The sequence below is a fragment of the Streptomyces sp. NPDC002125 genome (assembly GCF_053593715.1).
Map to the genome: position 1 here is coordinate 151,942 of NZ_JBSFDD010000018.1, position 17,226 is coordinate 169,167.

Below are 17,226 nucleotides of genomic sequence, written 5' to 3' on the forward strand. Positions count from 1 at the left end.
GCACACGTAAGCACCTTGCAGAAGGAGCAGTGACCGATGCCCCCGTCCCCCAGCACCGCACGCCCCGAACCCGTCGACTACGTGATCGTCGGAGGCGGCACAGCCGGCTCGGTCATCGCCTCCCGGCTCACCGAGGACCCCGATGTCACCGTCACCGTCATCGAGGGCGGACCGAGCGACATCGACCGCGAGGACGTCCTCACGCTCCGCCGCTGGCTCGGTCTCCTGGGCGGCGACCTCGACTACGACTACCCCACCACCGAACAGCCGCGCGGCAACTCCCACATCCGGCACAGCCGCGCCCGGGTCCTCGGCGGCTGCTCCTCGCACAACACCCTGATCAGCTTCAAGCCGCTGCCCGGCGACTGGGACGAGTGGGCCGAGGCCGGTGCCGACGGCTGGGACGCCGCGGCCATGGACCCCTACTTCGCCCGGCTGCGCAACAACATCGTGCCCGTCGACGAGAAGGACCGGAACGCCATAGCCCGCGACTTCGTCGACGCCGCCCAGGCCGCCGCCGGTGTCCCGCGCGTGGACAGCTTCAACAGGAAGCCCTTCCACGAGGGCGCCGGATTCTTCGACCTGGCCTACCACCCGGAGAACAACAAGCGCTCCTCCGCGTCCGTCGCCTACCTCCACCCGCACATCGAGGCCGGTGACCGCCCCAACCTCTCCTTCCTGCTGGAGACATGGGCGTACCGCCTGGAGTTCGACGGCAACCGGGCCACCGGAGTGCACGTCCGCACCAAGGACGGCGAGGAGATCCTCCTGCGCGCCGCCCGTGAGGTCATCGTCTGCGCGGGCGCGGTGGACACCCCCCGGCTGCTGATGCACTCCGGCGTCGGACCCGCGAAGGACCTCACCGCGCTCGGCATCCCCGTCGTCCACGACGCCCCGGGCGTCGGCGAGAACCTGCTCGACCACCCCGAGTCCGTCATCGTCTGGGAGACCGACGGGCCCATCCCGGAGAACTCCGCGATGGACTCCGACGCGGGCCTCTTCGTGCGCAGGGACCCTGAATCCCGGGGTCCCGACCTGATGTTCCACTTCTACCAGATCCCCTTCACCGACAACCCGGAGCGCCTCGGCTACGAGAAGCCCGAGCACGGTGTGTCGATGACCCCGAACATCCCCAAGCCGCGCAGCCGCGGCCGCCTGTACCTCACGAGCGCCGACCCCGAGGCCAAACCGGCCCTGGACTTCCGCTACTTCACCGACGAGGACGACTACGACGGCCGCACCCTCGTCGACGGCATCAAGCTCGCCCGCGAGATAGCGAAGACCGAACCGCTGGCCCACTGGCTGAAGCGCGAGGTGTGCCCCGGGCCCGAGGTCACCTCCGACGAGGACATCAGCGAGTACGCCCGCAAGGTCGCGCACACCGTCTACCACCCCGCAGGAACCTGCCGCATCGGGGCCGTGGGCGACACGGACGCCGTCGTCGACCCCCAGCTGCGGATCCAGGGCCTGGAGGGCGTCCGCATCGCCGACGCGTCCGTCTTCCCGTCCATGCCCGCCGTGAACCCCATGATCGGTGTCCTGATGGTGGGCGAGAAGTGCGCCGAACTGCTCCGAACCACCCCGACCACCGGAGGCGATGTCCGATGAGCGAAGCCGGCACCCCCGTGTTCAGCGTCCGGAACCTCTGGAAGGTCTTCGGGCCCAAGGCCGACCGCATCCCCGGCAGCGAGCACGCGGAGCTGCCGCCGGCCGAACTGCGCGAGCGCACCGGCTGCACCGCGGCCGTGCGCGACGTCTCCTTCGACGTGCACAAGGGCGAGGTCTTCGTCGTCATGGGCCTCTCCGGCTCCGGCAAGTCCACCCTCGTACGCTGTCTGACCCGGCTCGTCGAACCCACCAGCGGCACCCTCGCCATCGACGGCGAGGACGTCCTGGGCATGGACACCACCCGGCTGCGCGAACTGCGCCGCCACCGCGCCGCCATGGTCTTCCAGCACTTCGGGCTGCTGCCGCACCGCACGGTGCTCGACAACGTCGCCTACGGCCTGGAGATCCAGGGCCTCGGCAGGGCCGAACGGCGCGCCAGGGCCGCCGAACTCGTGGAGAAGGTCGGCCTCGCCGGCCTCGAAGGCCGCCGCCCCGCCCAGCTCTCCGGCGGACAGCAGCAGCGCGTCGGACTGGCCCGCGCCCTCGCGGTTGACCCCTCCGTCCTCCTCTTCGACGAACCGTTCAGCGCACTCGACCCGCTGATCCGGCGGGAGATGCAGGACGAAGTCGTACGGCTGCACCGCGAGGAGGGCCGCACCATGGTCTTCATCACCCACGACCTCAGCGAGGCACTCCGCCTGGGCACCCGCATCGCGCTCATGCGTGACGGCGGGATCGTCCAGCTCGGCACCCCCGAGGAGATCGTGGGCTCGCCCGCCGACGACTACGTACGCGAGTTCGTCAGGGACGTGCCCCGCGAGCAGGTCCTCACCGTCGCCACCGCCATGCGCCCGCCGACCGCGGGGGAGGCCGACAAGGGCCCCGCACTCCGGCCCGGTGCCACCGTCTCCGAGGCCATCGAGGCCGTCTCCCGCTCCGGCGAGCCGGTCGCACGCGTCATGGACGGCGGCAGGCTGCTCGGCGTCGTCGACCACGCCTGCCTGCTGGACGTGGTGGCGGGCGCGGGAGTCCGTGAGGTGACCGTCTGATGGCCACCGCCCAAGCCGCCACCGGTACCGCGTCCGGCCCCCCGGGGAACGCCCTGTCCGGGGCACTGCGCGGCCGTCCCGCCCTCGGCAAGGTCCTGGCGCTGCTGGTGATCGCCGCCGTCGCCGTACCCCTCGCACACGCCCGCTGGGGCGGCGGAGCCTGGCCCTCCGCCCTGACCGTCGACCTCGGCGGACCCCTCGACGAGGTCAACGACTGGATCATCGGCAACCGCGACAGCCACCCGCTCTTCCTCTACTTCTTCGGCCACATCAGCAACGCCGTCGTCCTGTCCGTGCGCGGCGTCTACCTGGCGCTCCTCGCCCTCGGCTGGGCCGGAGTCACCGCCCTCGCCGCGCTCGTCGCCTGGCGCACCGCCGGATGGCGCCTGGCACTGACCGCGGGACTGTCCTTCCTGGCCTGCGGACTGCTCGGCATGTGGGTACCGACGATGCAGACGCTCGCCCTGATGGTCGTGGCGGTCCTCGCCTCCGTGGTGCTGGGCCTGCTCCTCGGGCTCGCCGCGGGCCTCTCGGACCGTACGTTCCGCGTCCTGCGTCCCGTCCTGGACACCATGCAGGTGCTGCCCGCCTTCGCTTATCTGCTGCCCGTCGTGCTGGTCTTCGGCATCGGCGTGCCCGGCGCGGTCCTCGCGACCGTCGTCTACGCGGCTCCGCCGATGGCCCGGCTCACCGCGCTCGGACTGCGCGGCGCCGACGCGGGCGTCATGGAGGCCGTCACCTCGCTCGGCGCGACCGGCCGGCAGCGTCTCCTGAGCGCCCGTCTGCCGCTGGCCCGCAAGGAGCTCCTCCTCGGCCTCAACCAGACCATCATGATGGCGCTGTCCATGGCCGTCATCGCCTCCGTCATCGGCGCCGGCGGCCTCGGCGACCGCGTGTACCAGGCGCTCTCCTCCGTCGACGTCGGAGCCGCGCTCGCCGCGGGCATCCCCATCGTGCTGCTCGCCGTCGTCCTGGACCGTACGACTGAGGCGGCCGGCCGGAAGATCGGTACGGAACCCACCGGCCCCACCGTCCTGCGCGGGGCGCGCGGCTGGGCCCTCGCCGCCCTGACCGCCGGGGCCGTCGCCGTCGTGGGCCGCTTCACCGGCGGCCGCGTCTGGCCCGACGGCGGTGTCCTCGCCGTCGCGGGCCCGGTCAACACCGCCAAGGACTGGATGGTCGACCACCTCTACACCGGCATCCCCGTCATCGGCGGAACCGCCGACTGGGCTGCCCACTTCACCAACTGGATCCTCAACCCGCTGCGCGACGGGCTCCAGGGGCTGCCCTGGTGGTCCGTGCTGCTGATCGTCGCCGCGCTCGCCTGGACGATCGGCACGTGGCGCACCGCGCTCACCGCCGTGCTCGCCATGGCGGCCATCGGGGTCCTCGGCGTCTGGGACGTGTCGATGGACACCCTCAGCCAGGTCCTCGCCGCCGTCGCCGTCACGCTCGTCCTGGGCTTCGCCGTCGCCATCGGCGCCGCGCGCAGCCGCCGCCTCGAACGGCTGCTGCGGCCCGTCCTGGACGTCTTCCAGACCATGCCGCAGTTCGTCTACCTCATCCCGGTCGTCGCCCTCTTCGGTGTCGGCCGAGCCCCCGCCGCCGCCGCGGCGGTCGTCTACGCGCTGCCCGCCGTCGTCCGCATCACCACCCAGGGACTGCGGGGCGTCGACCCCGCCGCGATGGAGTGCGCCCGCTCGCTCGGCGCCACCACCGGCCAGCAACTGCGCCAGGTCCAGCTCCCGCTGGCCAGGCCCGCCCTGCTGCTCGCCGTCAACCAGGGCGTCGTGCTGGTCCTCGCGGTCGTCATCATCGGCGGCCTCGTCGGCTCCGGGGCGCTCGGCTACGACGTCGTGTTCGGCCTGGCCCAGGGCGATCTGGCCACCGGGCTCGTAGCGGGCGCCGCCATCGTCTGCCTGGGGCTGATGCTGGACCGCGTCACCCAGCCCACCGCCCGCCGCCAGCGGAAGGAGAGCTGACATGGCTCGCACCCGTACCCGCGCCCGTCTCCGTACGTCCGCCATCGTCGCATCCGCTGCCGCCCTGCTGGCCGTCACCGGCTGCGGCGCCGCGGACATGACCAAGCAGGCGAGCCCCTTCGCGGCGCCCGCGGACATCAGGACCGTCACGCTCTCCGTGCAGTCCTGGGTCGGCGCGCAGGCCAATGTGGCCGTCGCCCAGAAGATCCTGGAGGACGAACTCGGCTACCGCGTCGACCTGGTCCAGACCGACGAGGTACCCGCCTGGGACGCACTCAGCCAGGGCAGGGTGGACGCCATCCTGGAGGACTGGGGCCACCCCGACCAGGAGAAGCTGTACGTCCAGGACAAGAAGACCATCGTCTCCGGGGGCGACCTCGGCGTCACGGGCCACATCGGCTGGTACGTCCCCAAGTACTGGGCGGACGAGCACCCGGACGTCACGGACTGGAAGAACCTCGACAAGTACGCCGACGAGCTGCGCACCCCGGAGAGCGGCGACAAGGGCCAGTTGATGGACGGTTCGCCGTCCTACGTCACCAACGACAAGGCCCTGGTCAAGAATCTCGGCCTGGACTACAAGGTCGTGTTCGCCGGCTCCGAGGCCGCGCAGATCACCCAGATGCAGCAGTTCGCCAAGGAGAAGAAGCCCTTCCTCAGCTACTGGTACCAGCCGCAGTGGCTGTTCAACGAGGTGCCGATGGTCGAGGTGAAGCTCCCCGAGTACTCCGACGCGTGCGCGGCCAAGGACCCGGCCGACATCGACTGCGCGTACCCGACGACCCCGCTCCAGAAGTACCTCAACGCGGGCTTCGCGAAGCGCGGCGGTGACGCCGCCGCGTTCCTGAAGAAGTTCCACTGGTCGGAGAAGGACCAGAACGAGGTCTCCGAGCTGATCGCCTCCGAGCGGCTGACGCCCGACGAGGCGGCGGGGCGCTGGATCGAGAAGCACCCCGGCACCTGGAAGAAGTGGCTGGACAGGTGATCTGAGCCGGGGCCAGGCTCCGCGCCCCACCGTCGGCCGCCGCGGCACAGCTGCGGCGGCCGACGCCGTTCCGGGTCACGCGTCGCCGCGCCTCGCCGTTGTGCGGCCTCCGGCGGGACCCGCTCCGCCATGATGCTCGTGCCGGCACCGCGAGCGTCGCGGAGGCGGACGGGCCGATGAGTTTCCGGGGCGCGCCGAGTCTGCCCTGGCAGATGCCGCGGTCCGCCGAAGGAGGAAGCCGTGAAGGATGTCTGGCCGATGGTCCACGCGGAGCGTGCGGCGCTCATCGGTGATCTCGAACGACTCGACGACGAGCGGTGGGACGGGCCCTCGCTCTGCGCGGGATGGACCGTGCACGACGTCGTCGCCCACCTGGTCGACACGGCCCGGACGACCCGCCCGGGCTTCCTGATCGGCCTCGCCCGGGCGCGGTTCGACTTCGACCGCCAGAACGCCCGCGGTGTCGAGCGTGAACGCGGCGCCTCGCCCAGGGAGACGCTGGAGCGGCTGCGGCGGGTGGCTTCGCGCACCTCCACCCCGCCGGCGCCCCTCGACAGCAGGCTCGTGGAGGAGATCGTGCACGGTGAGGACATTCGACGGCCGCTCGGGCTCGCCCGTTCCTACCCGAAGGAGGCCGTCGTCCGGTCGCTGCGTCTGCAGGCCCGGACGCCGGCCTCCTTCGGCGGTGCCAAGGAGCTCGTGGCGCGCGCCCGTCTGACGGCATCGGACGCGGACGTGTCGGTCGGTGAGGGCCCGGAGGTGCGGGGCCCGGCGCTCTCGCTGCTCCTGGCCGTCTCCCGTCGGCGGGTGGCCCTGGACGACCTGGAGGGGGAGGGCGTCACCGCGCTGGCCGCTGCCGTCTGACGCCCCCACCGGCTGTCCGGCCCCCGCCTCAGGCTGTCGGCAGAACCGCCCCGCCCCGCGCCCGCGACGCCACGACGAGCGTCGCCGCGACGAGCAGTGCGGCGAGGATGCCGGTGGCCAGCACCGGGACCGGAGTGAACGTCATCGCCAGTACGCCGAGGACCACCACCGGGTGGATGAGGTCGGTCCGGCTGCGGATCTCGGCGCCACGGTGGTGGAGCAGCCACACCAGGGTGACGAAAACGGCCACCGGAACGGTGAACACCGCAGCCGTCGCCCGGTCGGAGAGGTGGCCGTGACCGGTGGCGTGGGCGACGTTGACCGCCAGCCCGGCGCCGACCGCGGCGGCCGAGGCGAAGACGGCGTAGTGGCCGTAACCCCAGAGGATCGCCGACCTGAGGCCGTCGAGCCGCCGCGGGGCGTTCTGCGCGAAGTAGAGCCACCACAGGGCGAAGACGGTGAGTACTCCGCCGACGACCAGGGTCGCGATGTCGCCGAGCGCCGTCTCGCCGTCGAGGGCCGTACGGACGGCCGCGGTCGCCGCGGTGATGGTCTCGCCGAGGACGATGAGGGTGAACAGACCGTACCGCTCGGCGATGTGGTGCGGGTGCCAGGTGGTCATGGCGGCGCTCTCGGCCCAGACGGGTACGGCGAGTTCGGCCACGACCAGGACCGCGAACAGCGGCAGGCCCCAGTCCTCGGGCAGCGCGAGCCGGGCCACCCAGCCGACCTGCACGATCAGGATGCCGACGGCGTACCGCACGCAGGAGCGCCGCCGTTCGGGGTCGGAGCGGGCGGCGCGCAGCCACTGGGTCACCATGGCGAGCCGCATGACGACGTAACCCCACGTGATGACGGTGAAGTCCTCGTGCTGGAGGGCGTCCGCCGCTCCGGCGGCCAGGATGAGCGCACCGGTGATCTGGACCAGCGTCAGGAGCCGGTACGGGACGTCGTCCGTGTCGTAGGCGGAGGCGAACCAGGTGAAGTTCATCCAGGCCCACCAGATCGCGAAGAACACCATCGCGTAGCCGAGGACCCCGTGGCCGATGTGCCCCTCGGCGAGCTCGTGCTCGAAGGCGGCGGACGCCTGGGCGACGGCGGTGACGAAGCACAGGTCGAAGAACAGCTCCAGCGCCGTCGCCGTGCGGTGTTCCTCGCCGGCGAGGCGGGCGACCATCGGCCGGTGCCATGCGCCGACGGCGGAGTGTGACTGACTCATTCGTACCCGGTTTCAGCGGTGGGAGGGACAGTGCGGCCCCGGCCGGTCCCGAGGACGGCGGGGCGCCCGCCCCGGCCGGTCCCGGAGGCCGGCCGGCTCGGCGGACACCGTCACGTTACGAGCGGGCCCGGAGTCCGCGCAACGTCGACAGGCCCGTTTCCGCTGCTCACAGCCGTACCGGCCCGGGACGAGGGCGGCGGCGCGGGGCTCAGAAGGACGTGATGACGACCCGGGCCACTTCGGGGTCCCGTGCCGCCGCGTAGCCGGCGTCGATCCCGTCCAGGGCGATCTGCCGGGAGACGAGGCCGTCGAGGTTCAGGCGGCCCTGGAGGTACAGGTCCGCGTAACGGGGGATGTCCCGCCGGGGGTTCCCCGATCCCATGATCAGCCCCTGGATGCTCTTCTGCTCCAGCAGCAGCCGGGGCAGCGACAGCTTCAGCTCTCCTCCTCCGCCGCCCGCCAGGCCGACGATGTACACACCGCCCCCGGGGGCCGTCATGCGCAGCGCCTGTTCCGCCGTCGCCGCCACACCGACGATGTCGAAGGCGTGCCGCACCCCGCCCCCGGTCAGCTCGCGGACGGCCGCGACGGCGTCCACGGCGGCGGAGTTGACCACGTCCGTCGCGCCGAAGTCGCGCGCCCGCCGCAGGGTGCCGTCCTGCACGTCGACCGCGACGACGCGGGAGGCCCCCGCGAGCCGCGCCGCCGCGACCGCGTTGAGCCCGACGCCCCCGGCGCCGATCACCGCCACGGTCTCACCCGCCCGGACACGCGCGCCGTTGAGGACGGATCCCGCACCGGTCAGCACCCCGCACCCCAGGAGGGCGGCCGGCGCGAACGGCAGCCGGCGGGGGACCGCGGTCAGCTGGTTCTCGTGGACGAGGGCCTGCTGTGCGAAGGCGCCCAGCCCCATCCCCTGGGTGACGGGCAGGCCCGCGCGGCTGAGCCGGGGGCCGTCCTTCGCGGGATCGCGCAGCGTGGCCCCCTGGTTCGCGCACTGGTACGCCCTGCCGTCGAGGCACGCCGGGCAGGTGCCGCACCACTGGACGAGACAGCCCACGACATGGTCCCCGACGGAGAAGGAGCGCGCGTACGGGCCGACGTCGACGACGACGCCCGCGAGCTCGTGGCCCAGGACCACGGGCGGCGGAAAGCCCGCGAACGCGTGGGTGGCGAAGGTGAGATCGGTGTGGCAGAGACCGGACGCCCTCACCTCCACCAGCACCTCGCGGCCCTGCGGCTTCGCGATGTCGACGTCCTGCACGACGAATCCGCTGCCCAGCGCGTCCACCACTGCGGCTTTCACTCCCACTCCCTCTCCGTCGGCCCTGCCGCCCCGTCCGGCTCAGACCCGGTCGAGGTAGAAGTAGTAGAACGGGCCCTCCGGGCCGGTGCCCTTGCGGTTCATGATTCCCATGAGGGTGCGCTCGTCGACCGCCTTGAAGTGGTCGAAGACCGGCTGGCCGTCGTAGACCATGGTGGCCGTCGACTCCCCCCGGAACTCGATCATCCACAGGCTGGCCTCGCCCTTGCCCAGTTCGGTGTCGCTGTACAGCGTGCCGTCCTCGCCGCGCACGATCAGCGGCTTGGCGTCGGCGGCGGAGACGAACGTCTTGCCGTACCAACCCGCCTTCTGCAGGAACCCGTTGAGCGGGTGCCCGGTGTCGAACTCGCCGCCCCGCCACTCACCGAGGATCTCCTCGACACGGACGGTCGGCAACACGGCCCAGACGGCTTCGAGTTCCTCGACCGGGACGGCGGATTCCTTGGCGCGCAGGACGGCGAACAGGGTTCGCGCTTCATCGATGCCCATCGGCTTCCTCCTCAGCAGCGTGAAACAAGCATCCGCAGTATGTATCACTGTTTCGTGCAAGGCCAGAGGGCGGGCAGGGGACGGCCGGCGGTCCCCGGCCGGAGCCGGTCAGCCGAGGGGCCGGGCCGCCTCCTGGGGGGCGGGCCGCTCGAACTGGGTCCGGTGCAGCTCCTCGTAGCGCCCGCCGATGGCCAACAGCTCGTCGTGCGTGCCCCGTTCGACCACCCTCCCGTCCTCGACGACCAGGATCAGATCGGCCGCCCGCACGGTGGACAGCCGGTGGGCGATCACCACGGCCGTGCGGCCCTCCAGGGCCTCGGTCAGCGCCTCCTGCACGGCGGCCTCCGACGTGGAGTCCAGGTGCGCGGTCGCCTCGTCCAGGATCACCACCCGCTGACGGGCCAGCAGCAGGCGGGCGATGGTGAGCCGTTGGCGCTCGCCACCGGAGAGGCGGTAGCCGCGCTCGCCGACCACCGTGTCCAGCCCCTCGGGCAGCGACGCCACCAGGCCGTCCAGGCGGGACCGGCGCAGCGCGTCCCAGATCTCCTCCTCGGTGGCCCCGGGCCGGGCGAGCAGCAGATTGGCGCGCACCGACTCGTGGAAGAGGTGCCCGTCCTGGGTGACCATGCCGAGTGTCGCCCTGATGGAGTCGGCCGTCAGATCGCGTACGTCGACCCCGCCCAGCCGTACGGTGCCGGAGTCGGCGTCGTACAGCCGGGGGAGGAGCTGTGCGATCGTCGACTTGCCCGCTCCCGAGGAGCCCACGAGAGCGATCATCCGGCCGGGCTCCGCGGTGAACGAGACGTCGTGCAGCACCTGCGTGCCGCCGCCCGCGTCGAGCGTGGCGACCTCTTCGAGTGAGGCGAGGGAGACCTTGTCGGCGGAGGGATAGCCGAAGGACACCCCGTCGAACTCGACGGACACCGGTCCCTCCGGTACCTCGCGGGCGTCCGGCTTCTCCGCGATCAGCGGCTTCAGGTCGAGGATCTCGAAGACCCGCTCGAAGCTGACCAGGGCGCTCATCACCTCGACCCGGGCGCCGGCCAGGGCCGTCAGCGGGGCGTAGAGCCGGGTGAGGAGCAGGGCCAGGGCGACGACCGCACCCGGCTCCAGGCTGCCGCGCAGCGCGTAGTACCCGCCCAGGCCGTAGACCAGGGCGAGGGCGAGCGCCGACACCAGGGTGAGCGCCGTGACGAAGGTGGACTGGAGCATCGCCGTACGGACACCGATGTCGCGGACCCGGGCCGCTCGGGCGGCGAACTCGGCGGACTCGTCGGCGGGGCGCCCGAAGAGCTTGACGAGCGTCGCGCCCGGGGCTGAGAAGCGCTCGGTCATCCGGGTGCCCATCGTGGCGTTGTGCGCCGCCGCCTCCCGCTGGAGCCCCGCCATCCGTGAGCCCATCCGGCGGGCCGGGACGACGAACACCGGCAGCAGCACGAGGGCGAGCAGGGTGATCTGCCACGAGATGGTGAGCATCACGGCCAGCGTCAGCAGCAGGGTGACGAGATTGGAGACCACCCCGGAGAGGGTGTTGCTGAACGCCCGCTGGGCGCCGATCACATCGTTGTTGAGGCGGCTGACCAGCGCGCCGGTCCTGGTGCGGGTGAAGAAGGCGACCGGCATCCGCTGGACATGGTCGAAGACGGTGGTGCGCAGATCGAGGATCAGCCCCTCGCCGAGCGTGGCCGACAGCCATCTGGTGAGGAGCCCGAGCCCCGCCTCCGCCACGGCGATCAGCGCGATGAGCAGGGCGATCCCGGCGACCGTGCCGGCGTCGTCGCCCCGCACGATCGCGTCGACCACCCGCCCCGCCAGCACCGGAGTCGCCACGGCCAGCAGGGCGGTGACCATGCTCAGCAGCAGGAACCGGCCGATCCGGGCCCGGTGCGGCCGGGCGAACTCACCGATGCGGCGCAGGGTGGCCCGGGAGAAGGGCCTGCGGTCCTCCTGCGCGTTCATCGTGCTGTGCAGCGAATGCCACGCGGTGACTTCCATGTCCATGCGGGTGCCTCCAGGAGCGGTGGGTACGCACGGAACGCTAGGACCTCAAGCAAACTTGAGGTCAAGTGTTCCCCACCGCTGTCACCCGACCGTGCGCTCAGCGCGCCCGTACGGTCGCCAGGACCTCCCGGTCGGGCTGCAGCGTCAGCGTCGGCACGGGACCGATGGTGCCCGGATCCACGTCCAGCTCGAAGCGCCGCGCCAGTACGGCGAGGATCAGCACCGCCTCGACCATCGCGAAGCGCGTACCGAGGCAGACCCGGGGCCCGCCGCCGAACGGATACCAGGCGTACTCGGGGATCTCGTCCCCCTCCTCCGCGTCCCACCGCTCCGGGCGGAACGCCTCCGGCTCCGGGAACCACCGCTCGTCGCGGTGCGTGGCCCACTGGCTGCTCCACACCCGCGTGCCCTCCGGCATCGGTACGCCACCGATGCTCGCCCCCTCCTTGGCGATTCCGGTGACCAGCCAGATCGTCGGGTACAGCCGCAGGGTCTCCTTCACCACCGCCTGCGCGTAGGTCAGCCGGGCGTAGTCGTCGATCCCGGGCTCCCGGTCGCCGAGCACCCGGTCCAGCTCCTCGGCCAGTGCCTCCCGGGCGTGCGGGGTGCGGGACAGCAGATACCAGGCCCAGACCAGCGTCGAACTGGTCGTCTCGTGACCGCCGATGTAGAGCGTGACCGTCTCGTCGCGGATCTCCTTGTCCGAGAGCTGCGCTCCGGTCTCGTCGACGGCGGTGAGCAGCCGGCTCAGCAGATCGGGCCGCTCCCCGTCCCCGTCGCGGTGCCGGGCCACCACGCGCCCGACCTCGGCGTCGATCACGGCGGCGGCTTTCTTGATCCGGGCCCGGCCGGGTGTCGGGACCCAGTCCGGCAGGACGGCGCCCAGACCGCTGAACTCCTTGCCGATCTCCTGCTGGGCGATGTCCATGGCCCGGCCCATCGACTCCGCGTCGGCCGGTGTGTCCACCCCGAAGATCGTGCGGACCGCGATCTTCTGCGTCAGGGCCGCCATCACCCGCTTGATGTCCACGCGTTCACCGCCGGACCAGGTGTCCGCCAGCTCCACCGTGCAGGCCGTCATCGTGGAGGCGTACGACTTCACCTGCTTGGGCCGCACCGAGGGCTGCACCAGCGACCGCTTGCGCCGCCAGTCCGGGCCACGCGCGACCACGACACCGTTGCCCATCACCGTGCGGAACGCGATACCCAGCAGCGGCTGGTCGAAGGTGCGCTCCGTCTCGGTGAGCAGTTCGCCGATGTACTCGGGATCCGCGATGAAGACGCACTCGTTGCGGCCGAAGCGCCAGCGGACCATGTCCCCGTATCCGCGCAGCCGCTCGAAGAAGGCGAGAGGGTCCTTGCCGAACTGCGGCAGGCTGCCGAGCAAGGGGAGCCCCCTCGGCCCCTGGACGGGCCGGTGGCCGCGCGGCTCGGTGTCGGGGGCCGCACCGGTTTCCGTGGACATGAGGGAACTCCTGTCATCTGCCGTACGGAGCAAGTGAGTTGTCGAGCCTAATGCCCGTCGGCCAGGAGTTCGACAACGCCTTTGTGTGCGGCGGGACCGGGTACGGCCGAGGGCCGCAGACCGGTGGTCTGCGGCCCTCGGGCCGGGGGATCGCGCGGTTCAGACGCCCGGCGGCACCCGGGAGGGGCGGCCGGAGCCACGGGTCAGGCCGTAGCCGAACACCGCCGCCAGCGCGGCCAGTACGCCGCCGCCCATGGTCCACAGCCAGCGGTCCGTCCACCAGCCGGAGGACCAGCCGTCCTCGGGCTCGCCGGCGAGGGCCACGCGGTCCTGCCCCGTGGCGTCGTCCCGCTGCGCCGAGGCCAGGGACACCCCCGGCACCAGCGGTTCGGCGAGGTGGCCGCCGACGTCGTGAGCGCCGCCCTGCCCGGTGGAGGTGATCTCCGTCTCGACGTGCACCGGGAGGCCCAGGTCCTCCTCGGCCAGACCGACCACGGTCAGGCGTACGTAGTAACTCCCGGGCAGCGGATCGGACGCCCACGGCTCCGACCAGGCGCGCACCGTCCGCAGCACACAGGACAGCTCGACGGTGCCCGCGTCCGGTGCCGCCTTCCTGGTCTGGTGGCCGTACATGCAGGCCTGACGGCGGCGCAGCCCGTCGTACACGTCGACCTGCCAGGTCGACGCCCCGTGCCGGGTGGCGCTCTCGGGCAGGCTCACCTTCGTCCGGACGGTGGGCCGCTGGCCGGCGTCGGCGGGGAAGGACCAGTACAGGTAGTCACCCGTGGAGGCGTCCGCCGTGGCGGTCTGCTCCTGCTGGACAGGGGTCGCCGTACGGAAGGTGGTGCCCGCCTCCGTGGGGCCGGAGGACTCCCCGTCCGCCGGGCTCGCGCTCGCTGACGGGTCGTCGGCGACGGCGGCGCCCGCCGAGGTGAACAGGGTGGCTCCCGCCAGCAGCACGCCGGCACAGGCGCGCCCCAGCCGGTTCCTGCGAGGGGTACGCATCAGTTGGTCCTCCAGACCGCAACGCGCCAGCGCGAGATCCAGCCGAACAGCAGGCCGGCGATCAGTCCGGTGAGCATCATGACGCCCAGCAGCCACCAGCCGCGGCCCAGGCCGAACGCGGCGACGTCGGACGCGTCGTCGGGGCCCCCGACCAGGTCGATGGTGAGCTCGACGGGCATGCCCGGGGTGGTCTTCACGGACGAGGGCGCCGAGAAGGAGTTGGAGAGCTGGAGGCAGACGGACTCGGCGGCGGGCTTCAGATCCTCGTCGGAGACGTCGGCGTCCTCCTGCTCGGGCTTCGGATAGCGCAGCCCGGTAGAGATCGCGTCCGTACGCCCGGTGCCGGACTCCGCGCCCCGGACGATCTCACGGCCGTGCGTGGTGACCGCGCGCAGCAGCACCCCGTAGTCGTCGTTCACGGCACGGTCCGCGGCCACGCTGACCGAGGCGCGCAGCTCCTGGCCGGGCAGCACGTCGACCCGGTACCAGCGGTGCTTCCCGATCTCCTGGCGGTCGGTGTAGAGCCCGGCCTTCAGCTGCGGGGCCGCGGAGCAGCTGCCCGCGCCCTCGGTCGCCACCGGGGTGATGACGGGCTCGGCGGCACGGTCGACCAACTGCTTGACGCGGCCGGAGAGTTCGTCGGTGTGCTGGACGGCGGTGTAGGTGCCGCCGGTGGCCTCGGCGATGCAGGTCAGCTGCTGCCGGATCTTGGCGTCGGGCACGAGGCCGAGCGTGTCGATGACCAGATGGATTCCCCGCGCCGCGATCTCACGCGCGACCTCGCACGGGTCGAGCGGTCCGCAGGTGTCCTCGCCGTCGGTGATCAGGACGATGCGCCGGGTCGCGTCCCCGCCTTCGAGGTCGTCGGCCGCACCGAGCAGGGCGGGACCGATCGGGGTCCAGCCGGTCGGCGTCAGGGTGGCGACGGCGGTCTTCGCCTCGGTGCGGTCGAGCGGGCCGACCGGGTAGAGCTGCGCGGTGTCCTTGCAGCCGACCTTGCGGTCGTCGCCCGCGTAGTCCGCGCCGAGCGTACGGATGCCGAGCTCGACCTCTTCGGGCACCGCGTCCAGGACGTCGTTGAACGCCTGCTTGGCTGCGGATATCCGGGACTGGCCGTCGATGTCGCGGGCACGCATGGAACCGCTGACGTCGAGGACCAGCTCGACCTTGGGTGACGGGGCTGTGGAGGGTTCGTCGGCGGAAGCCGGGACGGCGGTGCCGAGCCCGGCGGCCAGGGTGGCGAGCAGAACGCACACCCCGGCCGTCAGCCGTGTTCTTATGATCATCGCCGGATCCTATTGAAGATCGGCGATCACCCCCAAAACCGCTCCGGGGGAGGCGATTCAGGGGCCGCCGTTCAGCCGCCGAGCAGCGGCTGCGCGGCCCTGTCGAGTACCGAACCGACGCGCTCCCACGTCTCGGTGTCCCGCTCCACGGCCGGGTGTTCGGCGTCGGCGTTGTCGGCCCGCTTGTTCCAGCGGGTCGCGATGGCGACGGGATCACCGCCGCCCGCCGCGGACGCGGCCAGCGCCGCCGCGCCGAGCGCGACGAGTTCACCGCTGCCGGGCACGATGAGGGGCCGGCCGGAGAGGCGGCGCACGGTCTCCACCCAGGTGCGGCCCTGGGCGCCGCCGCCGATCAGCCGCAGCGGCCGGCCGGCGACATCGGGATCGGCGGGGTCGAGCCCGCAGGCCCGCAGCAGTTCGTCGAGCGCCCGCAGCACGGTGAACGCCGCGCCCTCGTACGCCGCGCCCAGAAGCTGCTGCGGAGTGGTGTCGTGGCGCAGTCCGGTGAGGAGCCCGGACGAGGTGGGCAGGTCCGGGGTGCGCTCGCCGTCGAGGTACGGGAGGAGGACCGCCTCGCCGCCGGGTGTCGCGTCGTCGCGGTGGAGGCCGAGCAGTGCGGCCACCTTGTCGACGGCCAGGGTGCAGTTGAGGGTGCAGGCCAGCGGGAGGTACGTACCGTCGGCCGCGGCGAAACCGGAGAGCGAGGTGGAGGCCGGGCGGGTCCCCGACGCGGCGAAGACGGTGCCGGAGGTGCCGAGGCTCAGCACGGGGTGGTCCAGCAGCCCCGCCCCGCCCAGGCCGAGGCCCACGGCGGCGCTCATGTTGTCCCCGGTGCCCGCCGCGACGGCGATCCCGGCCGGCAGGCCGAGCGCTTCGGCCGCGGCGGCGGTCAGGGAACCGACGCGGGTGCCACCGGTGGCGGCGACCTCCGGCAGCATCGAGACGTCGAGGCCGAGGCGGTCCAGGAGTTCCGGGTCGTACGCGCCCGTCGCGGTCGAGTACCAGCAGGTGCCCGACGCGTCGCCCGGGTCGGTCGCCGCGACGCCCGCGAGCCGCTCGGTGAGGAAGTCGTGGGGCAGCCGCACGGACACGGTCGCCTCGGCTGCCGCCGGGTCGTTCTCCCGCAGCCACCGCCACTTCGTCGCCGTCATGGACGCCACGGGCACCGTGCCGGTGCGCGCCGTCCAGGCCTCGGGGCCGCCCAGCTCGGCGACGAGCGCGGCAGCCTGCGGCGCGGAGCGGGTGTCGTTCCACAGGAGCGAGGGCCGCAGCGGCCGGCCGGACCTGTCCAGGACCACGAGGCCGTGCTGCTGACCCGCGACGGCGATGCCGACGACGGAGGACGCGGAGAGCCCGGACTCCTTGAGCCCGGCCGCGACGGCGTCGCACAGCGCCCGCCACCAGACCTCGGGGTCGGTCTCGCGCGCACCGCCCTCGCCGGTGACGACGTGCGGGGCGCGGCCGACGGCGAGCAGCTCACCGGTCTCGGTGTCGGTGACTGCAGCCTTGGTGGACTGGGTGGAGCTGTCCACGCCGATGACGACGGTACGCGGCGGCATGGGCTACCTCTTCTCGTGCGGTTTCCGGTGGTGCTGGTTTTGGGAGTGCGACAAACAAATTACGTGATCGACGGCGTCCGGAACAGAGGCGCCCCCCGTTTCGTCGTCCGGGGGGTTACGCCCGCACGGTGCCGTGTGCATAATTAATCATGTCAGTGAACAAATAGGCCCGGGGGCTGACGACGACTCCGGACCCCAGGCAGGCGAAGGCGGACACACCATGACGGAACGCTTCACCCCCACTCCTTCGGACAGGTTCACCTTCGGTCTGTGGACCGTGGGCTGGCGTGGCAATGACCCGTTCGGTGACGCGACGCGTCCCGCCCTGGACCCGGTCGAGTCGGTGGAGCGGCTCGCGGAGCTGGGGGCGCACGGGGTGACGTTCCATGA

General features: G+C 72.2%; 13 protein-coding genes and 1 pseudogene. 6 read left to right on the forward strand and 8 right to left on the reverse strand.

Going from position 1 to position 17,226, the window contains the following annotated elements; all coding sequences use genetic code 11:
- Positions 1-36: 36 nt before the first annotated feature.
- From ACWCQM_RS27405 to ACWCQM_RS27425, 5 genes are all read left to right on the forward strand, one after another.
- Positions 37-1,608 carry a GMC family oxidoreductase gene (locus ACWCQM_RS27405; RefSeq protein ID WP_450917776.1) on the forward strand — a complete coding sequence of 524 codons (1,572 nt, stop codon included), beginning with the start codon at positions 37-39 and terminating at the stop codon, positions 1,606-1,608.
- Positions 1,605-2,657, forward strand: coding sequence for a quaternary amine ABC transporter ATP-binding protein (locus tag ACWCQM_RS27410; RefSeq protein WP_450917777.1), 1,053 nt, complete (start codon positions 1,605-1,607; stop codon positions 2,655-2,657). The genes ACWCQM_RS27405 and ACWCQM_RS27410 overlap by 4 nt, the downstream gene beginning before the upstream one ends.
- Positions 2,657-4,639, forward strand: coding sequence for an ABC transporter permease (locus ACWCQM_RS27415; RefSeq protein WP_450917778.1), 1,983 nt, complete (start codon positions 2,657-2,659; stop codon positions 4,637-4,639). Before ACWCQM_RS27410 ends, ACWCQM_RS27415 begins: the two co-directional genes overlap by 1 nt.
- 1 nt (position 4,640) lies before the next feature.
- Positions 4,641-5,624: an ABC transporter substrate-binding protein gene (locus ACWCQM_RS27420; RefSeq protein WP_450917779.1), complete on the forward strand. Its 984-nt coding sequence runs from the start codon at positions 4,641-4,643 to the stop codon at positions 5,622-5,624.
- 258 nt (positions 5,625-5,882) lie between these two features.
- Positions 5,883-6,488, forward strand: a complete 606-nt coding sequence (locus ACWCQM_RS27425; protein WP_450917795.1) for a maleylpyruvate isomerase family mycothiol-dependent enzyme — start codon at positions 5,883-5,885, stop codon at positions 6,486-6,488.
- 28 nt (positions 6,489-6,516) lie between these two features.
- Here the strand turns inward: ACWCQM_RS27425 and ACWCQM_RS27430 are convergent, their stop codons facing one another.
- The 8 genes from ACWCQM_RS27430 to xylB all read right to left on the reverse strand — a co-directional run bounded on the left by ACWCQM_RS27430 (position 6,517) and on the right by xylB (position 16,836).
- Positions 6,517-7,707: a low temperature requirement protein A gene (locus ACWCQM_RS27430; protein WP_450917780.1), complete on the reverse strand. Its 1,191-nt coding sequence runs from the start codon at positions 7,705-7,707 to the stop codon at positions 6,517-6,519.
- A 208-nt stretch (positions 7,708-7,915) separates the two neighbouring features.
- Positions 7,916-9,013: a zinc-binding dehydrogenase gene (locus tag ACWCQM_RS27435; RefSeq protein ID WP_450917781.1), complete on the reverse strand. Its 1,098-nt coding sequence runs from the start codon at positions 9,011-9,013 to the stop codon at positions 7,916-7,918.
- A gap of 39 nt (positions 9,014-9,052) precedes the next feature.
- The gene (locus ACWCQM_RS27440) at positions 9,053-9,520 is read right to left on the reverse strand and encodes a DUF4334 domain-containing protein (RefSeq protein WP_450917782.1); all 468 of its coding nucleotides are present in this window, start codon (positions 9,518-9,520) and stop codon (positions 9,053-9,055) included.
- Between the two features lie 108 nt (positions 9,521-9,628).
- Positions 9,629-11,521: an ABC transporter ATP-binding protein gene (locus ACWCQM_RS27445; RefSeq protein ID WP_450917783.1), complete on the reverse strand. Its 1,893-nt coding sequence runs from the start codon at positions 11,519-11,521 to the stop codon at positions 9,629-9,631.
- 97 nt (positions 11,522-11,618) lie between these two features.
- The gene (locus ACWCQM_RS27450; RefSeq protein ID WP_450917784.1) at positions 11,619-12,986 is read right to left on the reverse strand and encodes a cytochrome P450; all 1,368 of its coding nucleotides are present in this window, start codon (positions 12,984-12,986) and stop codon (positions 11,619-11,621) included.
- A gap of 159 nt (positions 12,987-13,145) precedes the next feature.
- A complete protein-coding gene (locus ACWCQM_RS27455) occupies positions 13,146-13,991 on the reverse strand; it encodes a hypothetical protein (protein WP_450917785.1) in 846 nt (281 codons plus the stop codon).
- Positions 13,991-15,277 (reverse strand): VWA domain-containing protein, encoded by a 1,287-nt coding sequence (locus ACWCQM_RS27460; RefSeq protein ID WP_450917786.1) that lies wholly within the window; start codon positions 15,275-15,277, stop codon positions 13,991-13,993. The genes ACWCQM_RS27455 and ACWCQM_RS27460 overlap by 1 nt, the downstream gene beginning before the upstream one ends.
- Positions 15,278-15,348: 71 nt before the next feature.
- Entirely contained in the window at positions 15,349-16,836 is a 1,488-nt protein-coding gene (xylB, locus tag ACWCQM_RS27465) for a xylulokinase (RefSeq protein WP_450917787.1), read from the reverse strand.
- Between the two features lie 220 nt (positions 16,837-17,056).
- On the opposite strand from xylB, the pseudogene ACWCQM_RS27470 reads away from it, so the two are divergent.
- Positions 17,057-17,226: pseudogene (locus ACWCQM_RS27470) on the forward strand (xylose isomerase); the annotation flags it as partial.